16 protein-coding genes, 1 rRNA gene and 1 other annotated feature are annotated in these 17,771 nt (G+C 38.3%); of the genes, 16 read left to right on the forward strand and 1 reads right to left on the reverse strand.

The window, feature by feature from the left end:
• Nucleotides 1–86 (forward strand): 5S ribosomal RNA (rrf, locus tag ABDZ91_RS06115); the annotation flags it as partial.
• Between the two features lie 511 nt (nucleotides 87–597).
• On the opposite strand, the gene nhaC is transcribed toward rrf, so the two are convergent.
• Nucleotides 598–1,974: a Na+/H+ antiporter NhaC gene (gene nhaC / locus ABDZ91_RS06120; RefSeq protein ID WP_343797241.1), complete on the reverse strand. Its 1,377-nt coding sequence runs from the start codon at nucleotides 1,972–1,974 to the stop codon at nucleotides 598–600.
• Nucleotides 1,975–2,475: 501 nt separating this feature from the next.
• On the opposite strand from nhaC, the gene ABDZ91_RS06125 reads away from it, so the two are divergent.
• The 15 genes from ABDZ91_RS06125 to ABDZ91_RS06195 all read left to right on the forward strand — a co-directional run bounded on the left by ABDZ91_RS06125 (nucleotide 2,476) and on the right by ABDZ91_RS06195 (nucleotide 17,716).
• On the forward strand, nucleotides 2,476–2,937 hold the full coding sequence (locus tag ABDZ91_RS06125; RefSeq protein ID WP_343797402.1) for a CtsR family transcriptional regulator: 462 nt from the start codon (nucleotides 2,476–2,478) through the stop codon (nucleotides 2,935–2,937).
• 24 nt (nucleotides 2,938–2,961) lie between these two features.
• On the forward strand, nucleotides 2,962–3,513 hold the full coding sequence (gene mcsA / locus ABDZ91_RS06130) for a protein-arginine kinase activator protein McsA (RefSeq protein WP_343797243.1): 552 nt from the start codon (nucleotides 2,962–2,964) through the stop codon (nucleotides 3,511–3,513).
• Entirely contained in the window at nucleotides 3,514–4,581 is a 1,068-nt protein-coding gene (mcsB, locus tag ABDZ91_RS06135) for a protein-arginine kinase McsB (protein WP_343797244.1), read from the forward strand.
• Between the two features lie 12 nt (nucleotides 4,582–4,593).
• On the forward strand, nucleotides 4,594–7,014 hold the full coding sequence (gene clpC, locus ABDZ91_RS06140) for an ATP-dependent protease ATP-binding subunit ClpC (protein WP_343797246.1): 2,421 nt from the start codon (nucleotides 4,594–4,596) through the stop codon (nucleotides 7,012–7,014).
• 159 nt (nucleotides 7,015–7,173) lie between these two features.
• Complete coding sequence (gene radA / locus ABDZ91_RS06145; RefSeq protein ID WP_343797248.1) at nucleotides 7,174–8,550, forward strand: DNA repair protein RadA; 1,377 nt, start codon at nucleotides 7,174–7,176, stop codon at nucleotides 8,548–8,550.
• A 1-nt stretch (nucleotide 8,551) separates the two neighbouring features.
• The gene (disA, locus tag ABDZ91_RS06150; protein ID WP_343797250.1) at nucleotides 8,552–9,625 is read left to right on the forward strand and encodes a DNA integrity scanning diadenylate cyclase DisA; all 1,074 of its coding nucleotides are present in this window, start codon (nucleotides 8,552–8,554) and stop codon (nucleotides 9,623–9,625) included.
• A 185-nt stretch (nucleotides 9,626–9,810) separates the two neighbouring features.
• Nucleotides 9,811–10,902 carry a PIN/TRAM domain-containing protein gene (locus ABDZ91_RS06155; RefSeq protein ID WP_343797252.1) on the forward strand — a complete coding sequence of 364 codons (1,092 nt, stop codon included), beginning with the start codon at nucleotides 9,811–9,813 and terminating at the stop codon, nucleotides 10,900–10,902.
• A gap of 23 nt (nucleotides 10,903–10,925) precedes the next feature.
• A complete protein-coding gene (ispD, locus tag ABDZ91_RS06160; protein ID WP_343797253.1) occupies nucleotides 10,926–11,630 on the forward strand; it encodes a 2-C-methyl-D-erythritol 4-phosphate cytidylyltransferase in 705 nt (234 codons plus the stop codon).
• On the forward strand, nucleotides 11,623–12,099 hold the full coding sequence (gene ispF, locus ABDZ91_RS06165; protein ID WP_343797255.1) for a 2-C-methyl-D-erythritol 2,4-cyclodiphosphate synthase: 477 nt from the start codon (nucleotides 11,623–11,625) through the stop codon (nucleotides 12,097–12,099). Before ispD ends, ispF begins: the two co-directional genes overlap by 8 nt.
• Nucleotides 12,100–12,201: 102 nt before the next feature.
• Entirely contained in the window at nucleotides 12,202–13,653 is a 1,452-nt protein-coding gene (gene gltX, locus ABDZ91_RS06170; RefSeq protein ID WP_343797257.1) for a glutamate--tRNA ligase, read from the forward strand.
• 45 nt (nucleotides 13,654–13,698) lie between these two features.
• Nucleotides 13,699–13,932 (forward strand) — a binding site (T-box leader).
• 19 nt (nucleotides 13,933–13,951) lie between these two features.
• Nucleotides 13,952–14,659 (forward strand): serine O-acetyltransferase, encoded by a 708-nt coding sequence (gene cysE, locus ABDZ91_RS06175; RefSeq protein ID WP_343797259.1) that lies wholly within the window; start codon nucleotides 13,952–13,954, stop codon nucleotides 14,657–14,659.
• The gene (gene cysS, locus ABDZ91_RS06180) at nucleotides 14,640–16,037 is read left to right on the forward strand and encodes a cysteine--tRNA ligase (protein ID WP_343797261.1); all 1,398 of its coding nucleotides are present in this window, start codon (nucleotides 14,640–14,642) and stop codon (nucleotides 16,035–16,037) included. Before cysE ends, cysS begins: the two co-directional genes overlap by 20 nt.
• Before the next feature lie 2 nt (nucleotides 16,038–16,039).
• Complete coding sequence (locus ABDZ91_RS06185) at nucleotides 16,040–16,471, forward strand: Mini-ribonuclease 3 (protein WP_343797263.1); 432 nt, start codon at nucleotides 16,040–16,042, stop codon at nucleotides 16,469–16,471.
• Nucleotides 16,461–17,204: a 23S rRNA (guanosine(2251)-2'-O)-methyltransferase RlmB gene (gene rlmB, locus ABDZ91_RS06190; protein ID WP_343797265.1), complete on the forward strand. Its 744-nt coding sequence runs from the start codon at nucleotides 16,461–16,463 to the stop codon at nucleotides 17,202–17,204. The genes ABDZ91_RS06185 and rlmB overlap by 11 nt, the downstream gene beginning before the upstream one ends.
• 2 nt (nucleotides 17,205–17,206) lie before the next feature.
• Nucleotides 17,207–17,716: an NYN domain-containing protein gene (locus ABDZ91_RS06195; RefSeq protein ID WP_343797267.1), complete on the forward strand. Its 510-nt coding sequence runs from the start codon at nucleotides 17,207–17,209 to the stop codon at nucleotides 17,714–17,716.
• The last annotated feature ends 55 nt before the right edge of the window (nucleotides 17,717–17,771 follow it).

The raw sequence follows: 17,771 nt of genomic DNA on the forward strand, positions 1-17,771 counted from the left end.
TTCCCATCCCGAACACGGAAGTTAAGCTTCTCAGCGCCGATGGTAGTTGGGGGCTGTCCCCCTGTGAGAGTAGGACGTTGCCAGGTAAAGTGAAGCAACCTAATGGATTAGGTTGCTTTTTTGTATGGGTGATAGGGACATGTAGGAGAACTTTTCAGGATAGAGCATGTATTATTTCTGATAGAGGGCTAAACTTTTTTCGATAGCAGCCGAAAAGATAACCGGCTCTTGGTTAAAATTTAAATAAAAGCCGGTTACCAAGTACTTTATTTATTAAGATCCGGCTAAAGAAGAGCTACGGGTGTACGAATGGAGTACACCCGTAGCCTGAGTTCTGAAAAGAGTAGCCTGAGTTCTGAAAAGAGTAGCCTGAGTTCTGAAAAGAGTAGCCTGAGTTCTGAAAAGAGTAGCCTGAGTTCTGAAAAGAGTAGCCTGAGTTCTGAAAAGAGTAGCCTGAGTTCTGAAAAGAGTAGCCTGAGTTCTGAAAAGAGTAGCCTGAGTTCTGAAAAAGACTACATAATGAAAAAAATAAAAACCGGCCCAAAGTTGAAATGGCCGGTTCATGTAATAAAAATGCGAAGAGTTCCCTAAAAGATATTATTGATTTCTCATACCAATGCCGGTAATCCCAAGTATAATGGTGAACAAGGGGCTTAACAAGCAAAAGAATGTATACGGTAAATATTCTAAAGTCGGAACTCCCAGTACCCCAGTTAAGAATACTCCACACACACTCCACGGGACAAGAGGATTTACTACTGTACCTGCGTCTTCGAGAGATCTTGAAAGATGCTTTCTATCAATTCCTTTTTGATCATATGAATCGGCAAAGGCTTCCCCTGTTAAAAGAATGGAAAGGTATTGTTCTCCTACTAAAAGGTTTACTCCAAATGCACATGAAACTGAGGTCAAAATAGTAGATGCTCGTGACTTGAACCAATTTTTAATACCATGAAGCACGCTCTGAATGATTCCGAGGGTGAATAAGAGCCCACCTAATCCTAGAGCTAAGATTACGAGGGAAATGGTGAACATCATACTGTCAATCCCACCTCGAGTTAATAGATGATCGATTGTTTCTAAACCTGTATTTGACACATATCCATTGAATAGAATAGTAAAAATTTCTCCCATTCCTAGTGGTAAATGAATGAAACTAATAAGCAAGCCAGTAATGGAACTTACTGCAAGTGTAGCTAAGGCATTAACCTTTAACATGGCTAGTACAATAAGTAATAGAATGGGTAATAAACTATAGAAGTGTACTAAGTTTGTCTCTTCTAAACTACTCTGAAATTTATGGATTGCTGATAAATCAATTTGCTGACTTTCTGGAGAAAGAAAGGCCAAAACGATAGTAGTCAGGACAAATGCTGGTATTGTTGTCCAAGCCATATTTTTGATGTGTTCAAAAATATCCACATGTACAATGCTAGATGCTAAGTTCGTTGTATCTGATAAGGGAGACATCTTGTCTCCAAAGAAGGCACCTGAAATAATGGCTCCTGCTGTAATAGGTAATGAAGCATCAGTCGACCCAGCAATACCGATGAAAGCAATGCCTAAGGTTCCCGCTGTTGTAAAAGCACTTCCTATTGAAACACCTACGATGGCGCAAATGATAAAAACCATAGAATAAAAAAAGTCTGCTGTCGCTAATTCAAAGCCATAGTACATTATGGTTGGAATTGTTCCACTAATCATCCAGCTACTAATTAGAACGCCTATCATAAAAAATAGAAAAATCGCACCTAGTCCGGTCTGGGCACCTTTTATGACACCTTGTTCCATTTGTTTAAATGGAACTTTTTTTACCAGTCCATAGAGGAAAAGGAAAATAAGTGCAGAAATAATAGGTATGTGTGGTACTGTTTCAAGAAATATGATACTAGTACTCATTACACCTAAAGAAATTATTAGTATACAAATTCCTTCTATAAATGAAGGTGATATTACATTTTTAGTGTGAATCATGTTGTTCCCCCCAAAATAAAAAGAGCCCTGTTTCATATAGGGACGGAGAATACTCCGTGGTACCACCCTATTTGATGAAACAACGCTCATCCACTTAAAATTATGCCTTCGTAAAACAAGTAATGTATTTCGTGAAAAGTATGGCCTAGGTTTTCAGCATCCACCTAGTCTCTTGTGGCTGCACACACTTTCCCTACTGAGTTACTTTGAAGTAGATCCCTTATTTACTTTTTTACTTAAACGCTTTTATGCAATAAAGCGACAAGCGTTATTACTATAATAATGGGGTCGTTAAAATATGTCAACACAATTAACAATGGAAACTTATGTATCGAACCTAACAAGCATTTTTTAAAATAAATGTTAGATAAATTGCAAGTCTATCGATACTCAAACAGGGATAGAATAGATGTATATAAATTGCATCGAGAAGATTTTTTGTTGTATAATGAATGTCAAAGATAGTCAAAGTCAATATACTATAGGGTAGGAGGGGGCATGGTGAAAAATATATCTGACATCATCGAAGAGTACTTAAAGAAAGTTCTTGAATTAAGTAACCACGATGTTGTGGAAGTAAAGCGTAGCGAAATTGCAGATAAATTTCAATGTGTACCTTCACAAATCAATTATGTTATTAACACTCGATTTACTATTGAAAGAGGATATTTAGTTGAAAGTAAGCGTGGTGGTGGAGGGTTTATTCGAATTATGAAAGTAACTCATCAAGCACACGCACAGCTAATTGATCACCTCATGTCTCATTTACAATCAAAAATCAGTCAAGCAACGGCGATAGATGTCATTCAAAGACTATTAAATGAACGGGTTATAACTGAACAAGAAGCCAAAATTATGGTTAGTGTGATGGATCGCTCTGTTCTTCATATTCAACTACCTGAAAGGGATGAATTAAGAGCAAGGATTCTAAGAGCCATGTTAACGACATTGAAGTATAAATAATGGTGGAAAGTGAGAGGGAGCTATATGTTATGTCAAGAATGCCATCAACGTCCAGCCACTTTACATTTAACAAAGATTATTAACGGAGAAAAGACGGAAGTCCACCTTTGTGAACATTGTGCTCAAGATAAGGGCGATATGATGATGTTTCAAGGAGGACCTGGTTTTTCAGTCCATCATTTATTAGCAGGTATGTTAAGTGGTGAGAGTGGATTCCCGAAATCTAACAAGCAGCATTTCGACCAACCGCATGGTCTAAAATGTGATCATTGTGGGTTAACCTACCGTAAGTTTTCCGCTATAGGAAAATTTGGGTGTGCTCATTGCTATGAGAGTTTTAAAGATTCTCTTCAACCTGTTTTAAGAAGGTTACATGGAGGGAATACCGTTCATAGCGGAAAAATACCACAAAGAGCTGGTGGTACAATCCACACGAAAAAGAAGCTTCAAGAATTAAAAAATCATTTAAAGGACCTTATTGGTCAAGAGGAGTTTGAGAAGGCTGCACAAGTTCGAGATGAAATTCGTGCCTTAGAAAAGGAAATTAATTCTGCTTCTAAGGGAGGGGAAGAATAGATGTCTTTAGAGAAGTTTTTAAATCAAGTTGTGAGCTCGTGGATGAGTGAAGAGGGTCCACATTCAAGTTTTGTTTTAAGTAGTAGAATTAGGCTCGCGAGAAACCTGAAAAACCATGTTTTCCCTATTATTCTTTCCAATGAAGAGGCGAAAAGTCTTGTTCAAGAATTAGAACAAAAAATCTTACAATCTAATAAGGCTCCTTTACCATTAGAGCTTTTACGAATGGATAATCTTCAACCACTCCAAAAAAGAGTTTTAGTTGAAAAGCATTTAATTAGCCCCAATTTAGCAGAGGATTCAGCACATGGTGCGTGTCTTCTTTCTGAAAATGAGGAAGTAAGCATAATGATTAATGAGGAAGACCATATCCGCATACAATGTTTATTCCCAGGGCTACAACTCCAACAATCGTTGCAACTAGCCAATACATTAGATAACTGGTTAGAGGAAAAGTTAGACTATGCATTTGATGAAGAAAAGGGATACTTAACAAGCTGTCCTACAAATGTTGGAACAGGTCTAAGAGCATCCGTTATGATGCATCTTCCAGGGCTTGTGCTGACGCAACAAATGAACCGATTGATTCCCGCTATTAGCCAACTTGGGTTAGTGGTTCGAGGGATATATGGAGAAGGTAGTGAAGCTTTGGGTAATATTTTTCAAATTTCAAACCAAATTACCCTTGGTAAGTCAGAAGAAGATATTGTGGAAGATTTAACTACGGTAGTAACACAGCTTATTGAGCAAGAACGATCTAGTAGAGAAGCACTTGCTAATCAATCTGGCATACAATTAGAAGACAGAATCTTTCGTTCATATGGAACTTTGACGCACAGTAGAATTATTGAATCAAAAGAAGCTGCTAAATGTCTTTCTGATCTAAGACTTGGAATTGATATGGGGTATATAAAGGATGTAAGCCGCAATATACTGAATGAGCTAATGATTATTACGCAACCAGGATTTTTACAACAATATGCTGGAGGCCCGCTAAGACCTCATGAGAGAGATGTGAAGAGGGCTGCCTTAATTAGAGAGCGACTTAAACTAGAATCTAAAGGGTAGGAGGTAACACAAATGATGTTTGGACGATTTACAGAAAGAGCACAAAAAGTATTAGCGTTATCTCAAGAAGAAGCTATGAGACTAGGCCATAGTAATATTGGGACAGAACATGTACTTTTAGGTCTTGTTCGTGAAGGAGAAGGTATTGCAGCAAAAGCACTGTATGGCTTAGGCTTAAGTCCTGACAAGATTCAAAAAGAAGTGGAAAACTTAATTGGTCGAGGTAAAGACCAATCTCAAAATATACATTACACACCGAGGGCGAAGAAAGTTATTGAGCTATCAATGGACGAAGCAAGAAAATTGGGGCACTCATACGTTGGAACGGAACATATTCTTCTCGGCTTAATTCGCGAAGGAGAAGGTGTGGCTGCAAGAGTTCTAAATAACCTAGGGGTCAGTCTAAATAAGGCTAGGCAGCAGGTCCTTCAACTTCTTGGTAGTAATGAAGCAAGTGGTCACCAAGGGTCTTCTCATTCAAGCGCAAATACGCCAACATTAGATAGCCTTGCAAGAGATTTAACTGCAATTGCAAGAGAGGGCAGTTTAGATCCTGTAATTGGTAGAGGTAAAGAGATTCAACGAGTGATTGAAGTACTTAGTAGAAGAACAAAAAATAATCCAGTACTTATCGGAGAGCCTGGTGTCGGTAAAACAGCCATTGCAGAAGGGTTAGCCCAGCAAATCGTACAAAACGAAGTGCCGGAGATTCTACGGGATAAACGTGTTATGACATTAGATATGGGTACTGTAGTAGCTGGAACAAAATATCGGGGAGAATTTGAAGACCGGTTAAAGAAGGTTATGGATGAAATCCGTCAAGCCGGGAATATTATTCTCTTCATTGATGAGCTGCATACGTTAATTGGAGCGGGTGGAGCAGAAGGTGCCATTGATGCTTCGAATATCTTAAAGCCATCTCTAGCTCGTGGGGAACTCCAGTGTATTGGTGCAACGACCTTAGATGAGTATAGAAAATATATCGAGAAGGATGCTGCATTAGAGCGTCGTTTCCAACCTATAACAGTAGATGAACCTTCTGTAGATGAGTCCGTTCAAATTCTTGAAGGGTTACGTGATCGATATGAGGCTCACCACCGTGTGTCTATTACCGATGAAGCCATCTCAGCAGCAGTAAAGCTATCAGACCGCTATATTTCAGACCGTTTCTTACCAGATAAGGCGATTGATTTAATAGATGAAGCTGGTTCAAAAGTAAGGTTGCGCTCTTTTACAACTCCTCCAAATCTTAAAGAGCTGGAATTAAAACTTGAAGAAGTTCGAAAAGAAAAGGATGCTGCCGTTCAAAGCCAGGAATTTGAAAAAGCTGCTTCATTAAGAGATTCTGAGCAACGTTTACGTGAGCAGCTAGAAGAAACAAAAAAAGCATGGAAAGAAAAACAGGGGCAGGAAAATAATGAGGTAACAGTTGAAGATATAGCAGCTGTTGTTTCTAGCTGGACAGGAATTCCGGTTTCAAAACTAGCTCAAACCGAATCAGATAAATTGTTAAATCTAGAGGGCATCTTGCACTCTCGTGTAATAGGTCAAGATGAGGCAGTAAAAGCTGTTTCTAAAGCGGTACGCCGTGCAAGAGCTGGGTTAAAAGACCCAAAAAGACCTATTGGTTCCTTTATTTTCTTAGGTCCAACAGGTGTTGGTAAAACAGAGCTTGCTAGAGCCCTTGCAGAGGCAATGTTTGGTGATGAGGATGCTATGATTCGGATTGATATGTCTGAGTTCATGGAGAAACATTCAACTTCCAGACTTGTAGGATCACCTCCTGGTTATGTTGGATATGATGAAGGGGGACAATTAACAGAAAAGGTTCGAAGAAAGCCATATTCTGTTATTCTTTTAGATGAAATCGAAAAGGCTCACCCTGATGTTTTCAATATTCTCTTACAAGTTTTAGAGGATGGACGATTAACGGATTCTAAAGGTAGAACAGTTGACTTTAGAAATACAGTTTTAATTATGACATCTAACGTAGGTGCTGAGGCATTAAGACGCAATAAATATGTTGGCTTTAGTGTTCAAGACGGAGAACAAGACTACAAAGATATGAAAGGGAAAGTAATGGAAGAGCTTAAGAAAGCATTCCGCCCTGAATTTATAAACCGTATTGATGAAACGATTGTTTTCCACGCGCTTGAAAAGCCACACCTTACTGAGATTGTAAGTCTAATGTCTAGCCAATTAACAACTCGCTTGAAGGAACAAGACATTTTACTTGAGTTAACTGATGCAGCGAAGGCTAAAATTGCTGAAGAAGGCTACGATCCAGAGTATGGTGCTAGACCACTGAGAAGAGCTATTCAGAAGCATATAGAAGATCGCTTATCTGAAGAGCTGTTAAAAGGCCAAGTATTAACTGGACATAAGGTTATTGTTGATGTCCAAGATGGGGAATTTAAAGTAATATCTCAATAAAATAAATAAAAACATACAAAAGGAAGGTACTCATGCTGCCTTCCTTTTGTGTATAGCTTGAATAAGCTTGTACATTTTACATGATACAATCAAAACATCTTGTACAACTTGCATAAAATTTTACATTTATCTGTATGGTGTAGAGAGGAGAAAAATTTTTTGAGTAAAGTAAAAACAAAGTTCGTATGTCAAGAATGTGGATACGAATCTCCTAAATGGATGGGGAAATGCCCTGGTTGTCATCAATGGAATACTCTGCAGGAAGAGAAACAAAAGAAAACGAGGTTAGGGAGTAGCGGTGCCTTTCAACATACATCCCAATCTATGTCAAAGGCTGTTCCGTTAAAGGATATTGAAAGTATAGAGGAACCTCGGATTTTGACGGGGATGAAAGAACTGGATCGTGTATTAGGTGGCGGAATTGTTCCGGGATCACTGGTTTTAATTGGTGGAGATCCGGGTATTGGTAAATCAACCCTATTGCTTCAGGTTTCAGCTTTACTAGTACATAGAAATCAAGGTGTCCTTTATGTTTCAGGTGAGGAGTCAACAAAACAAACGAAATTAAGAGCCAACCGTCTTTCGATTGCCACGGATCAATTATATGTCTATAGCGAAACAAACCTAGAAGAAATTTTGTCTGCGATTGATGAAATACAGCCTCAATTTGTAGTAATTGATTCCATCCAAACCGTTTATCATTCAGCGGTAACTTCTGCACCAGGAAGTGTATCTCAAGTTAGAGAATGTACGTCTGAACTAATGAGAATTGCTAAAACAAAAGGGATTGCTATTTTCATAGTTGGTCATGTAACAAAAGAAGGATCCATTGCTGGACCAAAACTGCTGGAACATATGGTAGATACTGTTCTTTATTTTGAAGGGGAAAGACACCATACATTTCGAATTATAAGAGCGGTGAAAAATAGATTTGGATCGACGAACGAAATGGGTATTTTTGATATGAAGGATACGGGACTTGAAGAAGTAGAAAATCCATCTGAAATCTTTTTAGAAGAACGTTCAAAAGGTTCATCAGGTTCAACCGTTGTTGCCTCGATGGAAGGTACAAGGCCAATGTTAGTGGAAATTCAGGCCCTAATAACGCCGACTAGTTTCGGAAACCCTAGGCGAATGGCTACGGGAACAGATCATAATCGGGTATCTCTTATAATGGCTGTTTTAGAAAAAAGGGTAGGGCTTTTACTTCAGAACCAAGATGCTTACCTGAAAGTAGCGGGTGGGGTAAAGCTAGATGAGCCTGCCATTGATTTGGCCATTGCGATAAGTATCGCTTCTAGCTTTAGAGACCAGCCAACCAACCCTGGCGATTGTTTTATTGGAGAAGTTGGGTTGACTGGGGAAATACGGAGGGTAACCCGGTTAGAAAATCGAATACAAGAAGCACATAAGCTAGGATTTCAACGAGTGATTGTGCCTAAATTTAATTTAGATTCTATTAAAATCCCACCAGGTATTAAAGTGGAGGGAGTCTCAACACTTCAGGAGGCGTTAAAAACAGCATTAGGAGGATAACATGGACGAGAAAAAGCTGGGCGACAAAAAATTAAGCGATATCTTACAGTTCATTGCTCCCGGAACACCTTTGCGAGAAGGGGTGGATAATGTACTACGAGCCAACACAGGTGGACTCATTGTAGTGGGATGTAATGAAAAAGTAGAAAGTGTTGTGGATGGAGGTTTTCATATTGACTGTACCTTCACTCCAAGCCATTTATACGAGCTTGCAAAAATGGACGGGGCTATTGTTTTAAACGAAACAGGTACCCGGATTCTCATTGCAAACGCCCAGCTATCTCCAGATCCGTCTATTCCTTCTGGTGAAACAGGGATGAGACACAGAACAGCAGAGCGTGTGGCCAGACAAACGAAAGCACTCGTTATTGCTATTTCCCAAAGAAGAAATGTTATCACACTCTACCAAGGTAGTTTTAGATATGCCTTAAGAGATATTTCAGTCATACTTACTAAGGCTAACCAGGCTGTTCAGACACTTGAAAAATATAAAGTAGTTTTAGAACAAAGTATTGCAAACTTAAGTATCTTGGAGTACGAGGAATTTGTAACCTATAGTGAACTATTACAAATATTGAAACATTTTGAAATGGTTTTACGAATCAAAAATGAGCTTGTAGCGTACTTGTATGAACTAGGAACGGAAGGTAGATTGATTAAATTACAAATGAATGAACTCGTATATGATCTTGAAGAGGAAGCAAAAATGATTATCAGAGACTATTCTTTTGATAAAAAAGTGAAACCTTCTGACGTTCTAAAACGTTTTCAAGATATAGTAGGTTCTGAAATGCTAGATGATACCCACTTGTTAAGATTGTTAGGGTATACAGGAATAATCCATCTGGACGAGGTCATTTATCCAAGAGGTTATCGAATCCTTAGCAAAATTCCAAGAATTCCCCCATTAGTGGTGGAAAATTTAATTCACTCGTTTAAAGGACTTCCTCATATTATCAATGCTTCAGTAGAAGAGTTAGACGATGTTGACGGAATTGGCGAGGTTAGAGCGAGGAAGATTAAAGAAGGACTGAAATTTATCAAAGAGCAATTATATGCAGACAGACAATTATAGCTCTGGAATGAATTTGACATTTTTTTGAAAGGGGTGCTAACCTAGAAATAATTACGTAATTAAGTCATTTATTGTATATTGGTATAACATTTCAATTTCGATTTCTTTACAATTTTAAGAAACCGTTGTAATAGAGCGTTTCAAAAATCTATTTTTGTTTATAATGTTTAAAAGGAGGTGAAGAAATGTTAAAACGAATTGTGCAAGCTTGTTTTATCATTACAGGGGTCACAATAGGTATCTTTTTTATTCCAACAGTTTTAACAGTTCTTGAACTAAGTGATGTTCGATTTATAGCGAATCCATATGCAACTGCCATTATAGGTGCTATTATTTTTTATCTTATTACTTTTTGGGCGGTTGATTATGTAGTGAATTTTGTGAAATGGGTTGAGGAATCACTCATTAAAGCCCCGATTACTGATATTTTATTCGGTAGTTTAGGTTTAATTGTAGGTCTATTTGTTGCCTTTTTAATTGGTTTTGCCCTGAATGCTATTCAAGTTCCTGTAGTAAATACAGTGGCTCCCATTTTACTAACTTTAATATTTGGTTACTTAGGTTTCCAGGTTGGATTTAAGAAAAGAGATGAATTGATGAGTCTCTTTACACAAGCAGGAAAATCTAAGAAAAAGGGACAAGAGCAAGACGATATGGCGGACATGGGGAAAGAATTTAAAATTTTAGATACGAGCGTCATCATTGATGGTAGAATTGCGGATATTTGCCAAACAGGCTTTTTAGACGGAACGATTATTATTCCTCAATTTGTTTTAGAAGAGCTTCAACATATTGCGGATTCATCCGACGTGTTAAAGCGTAATAGAGGTCGAAGAGGATTAGATATTTTGAATCGAATTCAAAAAGAACTATCGATTAAAGTAGAAATTTATGAAGGCGATTTTGAAGAGATCTCCGAGGTAGACAGTAAATTAGTGAAGCTAGCAAAGCTAATGAATGGATATGTTGTTACGAATGATTACAACTTAAATAAAGTTTGTGAATTACAGGGTGTATCCGTATTAAATATAAACGACTTAGCTAATGCTGTGAAGCCGGTTGTGCTTCCAGGGGAAGAAATAAACGTACAAGTTATCAAGGATGGAAAAGAGCAAAATCAAGGGGTTGCCTACCTAGATGATGGCACCATGATTGTTGTAGAAGAAGGTAGAAATTACATTGGAAAGCGCATTGATGTATTAGTAACAAGTGTTCTTCAAACATCTGCAGGTCGAATGATCTTTGCTAAACCAAAACTATTAGAAAAAGCCTTATAATTAAACAAGGGAGAGCGAGTCAGATGAGTTATGTAGTCATCATTCCTGCAGCTGGCAGTGGAAAACGAATGAATGCAGGGAAAAACAAGCTCTTTCTTTCTGTTCAAGAGGTACCGATTATTATTCATACCCTACGAGTGTTTGATTCAGATGAAACCTGTAAAGGAATATATTTAACCATTAACCCAGCTGAACGTGATATTTTTCAAGAACTCCTTACTGAGTATAAAATTCAGAAGGTAAAGAGACTCATTCCTGGAGGAAAAGAACGGCAGGATAGTGTGTATGAAGCTGTTAAAGTGATAGAGGAAGAAGGAATTGTTCTAGTACATGATGGGGCTAGACCTTTTATCCGTACAAACACTATTCGTGAATTAGTGGAAAAAGCGGCTGAAAAAAAAGCTGCAGTTGTTGCTGTTCCGGTTAAAGACACCGTAAAGAGGGTAGAAAATTTCCAAGTCGCAGAGACTTTAGACCGATCTAGCTTGTGGGCGGCCCAAACCCCACAAGCTTTTCATATTTCTTTATTAAAGAGAGCACATGAAATGGCGGAGCGGGACCAATTTTTAGGGACAGATGATACGAGCTTGGTTGAGCGTCTAGGAATTCCAGTTGCAATCATAGAAGGGGAATACGATAATATTAAATTAACAACGCAAGAAGACTTATATTTTGCGGAAGCGATTTATTTAAAACGAGAGAGAAGAAAAGAGGAAGACCATGTTTAGAGTTGGACAAGGGTTTGATGTTCATGCATTTGAACAAAATAGACCACTCATTATCGGAGGAATTACAATTCCATATGAAAAGGGATTAAAAGGGCATTCAGATGCTGATGTTCTACTGCATGCAATAAGTGATGCTATTTTAGGTGCCATTGGTGAGGGAGATATAGGAAAGCATTTTCCTGACACAGATGAAGCTTTCAAGGATGCAGATTCTGCTGAACTTCTAAAGCAAGTATGGAATCTTGTAAAAGAAAAAGGCTATAGCCTAGGTAACCTAGACTGTACCATTATTGCACAAAAACCAAAAATGGCTCCACATATCCCTGCAATAAATGCAAGAATAGCCGAGCTACTAGATGCCGATTTGGATCAAGTGAATACGAAAGCAACTACAACTGAAAAGTTAGGTTTTACAGGTAGAGAAGAAGGGATTGCAGCCCTAGCTGTAGTTTTTTTGACGAAGTCATAGCTTCTACCATCACGAAAAGGAAGTTAGGCTTTATCCTATACTGTGAACATGATAAAATACAAACGATATTGTAGAGTATTTAAAGGAGGCCTGTTTTAGGCTATGAAGGAAATTCGTGTACGTTATGCCCCAAGTCCAACAGGACATTTACATATTGGAAATGCTAGAACAGCACTGTTTAATTATTTGTATGCAAGAAACCAAAATGGTAAGTTTATTATTCGAATTGAAGATACAGACCAAAAGCGAAATGTAGAAGGTGGAGAAGAGAGCCAACTTACACATTTGAAGTGGTTAGGTATCGATTGGGATGAAAGCGTTGATGTTGGTGGGGAGTATGGCCCTTACCGCCAGTCCGAGAGAAATGAAATCTACAGCCGTTATTATAATGAGCTTCTTGAAAAAGGTCTTGCGTATAGATGTTATTGTACAGAAGAAGAACTTGAGGCGGAAAGAGAAGAACAAGCTAGCCGTGGAGAAACTCCTCAATATTCAGGAAAATGCCGCCATCTAACAGATGCGGACCGTGAACGTTTAGAATCTGAGGGTCGTAAGCCGAGTATTCGTTTCCTAGTACCAAAAGGAAAGGAATATCGTTTTAAAGATATGGTAAAAGATGAGGTCTCTTTTGAGTCTGAAGGGATTGGTGACTTTGTTATTGTAAAAAAGGATGGTATTCCAACCTACAATTTTGCAGTAGCAATTGATGATCACTTGATGGAAATTACACATGTCCTTCGTGGAGACGACCACATTTCAAATACACCCAAACAACTAATGATTTACGAAGCTTTTGGATGGGATGCTCCTGAATTTGGCCATATGACACTAATCGTAAATGAAAGCCGTAAGAAGCTCTCTAAGCGTGATGAGTCCATTATTCAATTTATTGAACAGTATAAAGAGTTGGGATATCTTCCAGAAGCGCTTTTTAACTTTATTGGCTTACTAGGTTGGTCTCCAGGTGGAGAGGAAGAAATCTTCTCTAAAGAGGAGTTCGTTGAGAAGTTCGACCCTAACCGTTTGTCCAAATCTCCAGCGCTATTTGACTCCCAAAAGCTGACTTGGATGAACAACCAATACATTAAGAAACTTGATTTAGATAAATTAGTAGAGCTTTCGGTACCACATTTGGTTAAGGCAAATAGAGTTTCTGAATCTAGGGATTCGACAGAGGATGCTTGGGTTCGAAAGCTAATTGCTCTATATCAAGAGCAAATGAGCTTTGGGGCAGAAATTGTTGAGCTTTCAGAGTTGTTCTTTAAGGATGAATTGTCGTATGATGAAGAGGCAAAGGCAGTTTTAGCTGAAGAACAAGTTCCAGAAGTACTCACTTCTTTTAAAGAAAAGATGGAAGCACTAGAGAATTTTGAGGCTCAAGAAATTAATGCTGCAATTAAACAGGTTCAAAAGGATACCGGACATAAAGGTAAAAAGTTATTTATGCCAATTCGTGTGGCGACTACAGGTCAAACACATGGGCGAGACTTACCTGATACAATTGAGTTACTAGGAAAAGACAAAGTAATTGTCCGACTAAACGCAGTTTTATGAACAATAAGATGCATAAGATAATATAGTATGTATAAACCTTATAGTAACAAAGCAGTGACGAGGAGAAGTAAAAAGATGATGCTTTTTAGAGAGAACCATCACCGGCTGAAAGTGGTTTAAGCCTCTCATCTTTTGAAATGCACCTCTGAGCCCTTTTTCAAAAGGATTTAAACTGAGTAGAAAAAGGCGGTTAACACCGTTACATGTTTCAAGCCGAAATGAATGAGTACTAATCCGTTCATTTAAGCAGAGTGGAACCGCGTGCTAAACGTCTCTGTCTATACAGAGGCGTTTTTTTATGTTCAATAAAACTTATGAGGGGGTGTTAAGCATGTTTAGAATGATGAAAGAAGACATTGAAGTTGTGTTTGATCAAGATCCAGCAGCGCGCAATAAGTTGGAGGTTATTTTAACTTATTCAGGTTTGCATGCTATTTGGTCTCACCGCATCGCACATGCGTTTTATAAAAAAAGATTCTTCTTTATTGCCCGAGCAATTTCCCAAATTAGCCGTTTCTTCACAGGTATCGAAATACATCCAGGAGCGAAAATTGGGAGGAGATTTTTTATAGACCATGGCATGGGTGTGGTTATAGGAGAAACGTGTGAAATTGGAGATAATGTGACGGTTTTCCAAGGGGTAACCTTGGGAGGAACAGGAAAAGAAAAAGGGAAAAGGCATCCGACAATAAAAGATAATGCATTGATCGCTACAGGGGCCAAAGTTCTGGGGAACATCACAATTGGTGAAAATGCAAAGATCGGAGCGGGATCTGTCGTTCTTAAAGAAGTACCCCCTAACTCAACGGTAGTCGGAATTCCTGGTAAGGTGGTTATTCAGGACGGGGTTCGAATTAACAAAGATCTAAACCATTGTGATTTACCCGACCCAATTGCCGATCGTATGAAAACATTAGAAAATGAAATACAACAATTACGTCAGGAACTAGCATCTATTAAGAAAAGTGAAGGGAGCGAGCGCTCAAATGTCCATTCAAATTTATAATACGTTAACCAGAAGAAAAGAAGAGTTCACGCCTTTAGAACCAGGGAAAGTAAAAATGTATGTGTGTGGACCAACTGTCTATAACTATATTCATATTGGCAATGCACGGCCTGTTATTGTTTTTGATACCGTTCGACGTTACTTGAAATTTAGAGGCTATGATGTTCAGTATGTTTCTAACTTTACAGATGTAGATGACAAAATCATTAAAGCAGCTAATGAGCTAAAAGAAGATGTAAATACTTTAACTGAAAGATTTATTGAAGCATACTTTGAAGATGTTACAGCGTTAGGATGTGGGAAAGCGGATATTCACCCACGTGTAACGGAAAATATGGACATCATTATTGAATTCATTCAAAAACTGATTGATAAGGGGTACGCTTATGAATCAGGCGGGGATGTATATTACAGAACAAGACGATTTGAAGGATATGGGAAGCTTTCGCACCAATCGATTGACGAATTACAAGTTGGTGCTCGTATTGAAGTAGGGGAGAAAAAAGAGGACCACCTAGACTTTGTCCTATGGAAAGCTGCTAAAGAGGGTGAGGTAAAATGGGATAGTCCATGGGGAGCTGGACGTCCAGGATGGCATATTGAATGTTCTGCTATGGCAAGAAAATACTTAGGAGACACCATAGATATCCATGCAGGAGGACAGGATTTGGCATTCCCGCACCATGAAAATGAAATTGCACAATCGGAAAGCTTAACAGGGAAGACATTTGCTAACTACTGGATGCACAATGGTTATATCAATATTGATAATGAGAAAATGTCAAAATCTCTAGGGAACTTTATTTTAGTACACGACATTATTAAAAATATAGACCCTCAAGTATTGCGGTTCTTCATGCTATCGGTTCATTATCGACATCCAATTAACTACAGTAAAGAACTGGTTGAAAATACGGAGAAAGGCCTTGAGCGATTAAAAACATCATACCAAAACCTAAAGTACCGAAAAGAAACAAGTGCAAATCTAGGGGATTATGACGAGAAATGGTTATCTATTATTGATAATTTACACCAGGAATTTGTCCGAGAAATGGATGATGACTTTAATACAGCAAACGGAATATCTGTTTTATTTGAACTATCAAAGCAAGCAAATTACTATCTATTAGAAAAATCATCATCTATCGCAGTCTTAGATGCCTTTATGAACAAATTTGAAGAGCTTTTCTCTGTATTAGGCCTCACATTGGAAGAAAATGAGCTATTAGATGAGGATATCGAGCATTTGATACAAGAGAGAATAAATGCTAGAAAAAATCGAGATTTTGCCTTAGCGGATGAAATTAGAGATCGTTTAAAAGAACAAAATATAATATTAGAAGATACTCCTCAAGGTACAAGATGGAAGAGGGGATAAAGATGTTAGATGAAGGAAATTCTTTAGACGTAAAACAACTAAATAGTCTTCCGTTGGCATATATGGGTGATGCCGTTTTTGAAGTTTATGTCAGGCATCACCTTCTGTATCACGAATCTGTAAAACCGCACAGGCTACATAAGGAAGCGACTAAATATGTGTCAGCAAAGGCACAAGCATCAATCGTTCACAGCCTTCTAGAATTGGAATGTCTAACAGAGGAAGAGATAGCTGTTATCAAAAGAGGAAGAAATGCAAAATCGTCCACTATACCAAAGAATACAGATGTACAAACTTACAGGTATAGCACTGGTTTTGAAGCTTTAATAGGATACTTATATTTACTTAAGAGGATTGACCGGGTGGAAGAGTTAATCGCGAAGTCCTTTGAATTAATCAAAAAGAGGAAAGGAGGAATTGGGGATGGAAAATGAATGGATTTTCGGTAGGAACCCTGTTCTTGAAGTGTTAAAAACAGGTAGAGATATCCAAAAATTATTAATCGCTGAAGGCTCTCAAAAAGGTAGTGTCCAACAAATCTTAAGAATGGCAAAAGAGCAGTCCATTATTATTCAACAAGTTCCAAAGAAAAAACTGGACCAGATGTTTGATGGACCACATCAAGGAGTTGCTGCACAAGTCGCTGCATACCAGTATGCTGAGCTAGATGATTTATATAATGTAGCTCGAACTAGAAACGAAGCTCCATTTTTTATCATTTTAGATGAGCTGGAAGACCCTCATAATCTCGGTTCCATCATGAGAACGTGTGATGCTGTTGGGGCTCACGGAATTATTATTCCTAAGAGAAGATCTGCAGGTTTAACAGCTACTGTGGCAAAAGCGTCAACAGGAGCCATCGAACATATCCCAGTTGCAAGAGTTACAAATTTAGCGAGAACGATTGAAGATTTGAAAACGGAGGGTGTGTGGATTGTCGGTACAGATGCTTCTGCCACTCAGGACTATCGACAATTAGACGGAAATATGCCAATAGGATTAGTCATTGGTAGTGAAGGAAAAGGGATGAGTCGGTTAATAAAAGAAAAATGTGATTTCCTTATTTCCTTACCGATGAAGGGGCATGTTACATCTTTAAATGCTTCTGTTGCAGCTTCTATTCTAATGTACGAGGTATTCAGAAAGCGTTACTCGATTGGTGAGTAGATATGGATATTCTTCTTGTGGATGGCTATAACATTATTGGCGCATGGCCAGAGCTACAAGCGCTAAAAAGTAAGGATTTATCTTCAGCTAGAGATCGTTTGATTGAAAAGATGGCTGAGTATCAAGCCTATACGGGGTATAGGGTGATTGTGGTGTTTGATGCCCACTTTGTACAAGGAATTGAAAAAAAATATAAAAACTTTAAGGTTGAAGTTATTTTTACTAGAGAGAATGAAACAGCAGATGAAAGAATTGAAAAATTAGCCATTTCATTATCAAACATTAAGACGCAGGTACATGTTGCTACATCTGATTTCACTGAGCAGTGGGTTATTTTTGGACAAGGTGCACTGAGGAAATCGGCCCGAGAGCTCCTGATTGAAATGGAGAGCATTGAAAAAAGAATTGAAAAAAATGTGCAAAAGTCTTTCCAGAAAAAACCCAAATCAAAAATTCCGCTATCAGATGAAATCGCAGAAATATTCGAAAAATGGAGAAGAGGCGGACAATGACAGGTTGACGCCTCAAAAAGCCCTACTGTATAATATTGCTATCTAACGCGCTGCG

Source organism: Bacillus carboniphilus (assembly GCF_039522365.1).
GTDB lineage: Bacteria > Bacillota > Bacilli > Bacillales > JC228 > Bacillus_BF > Bacillus_BF carboniphilus.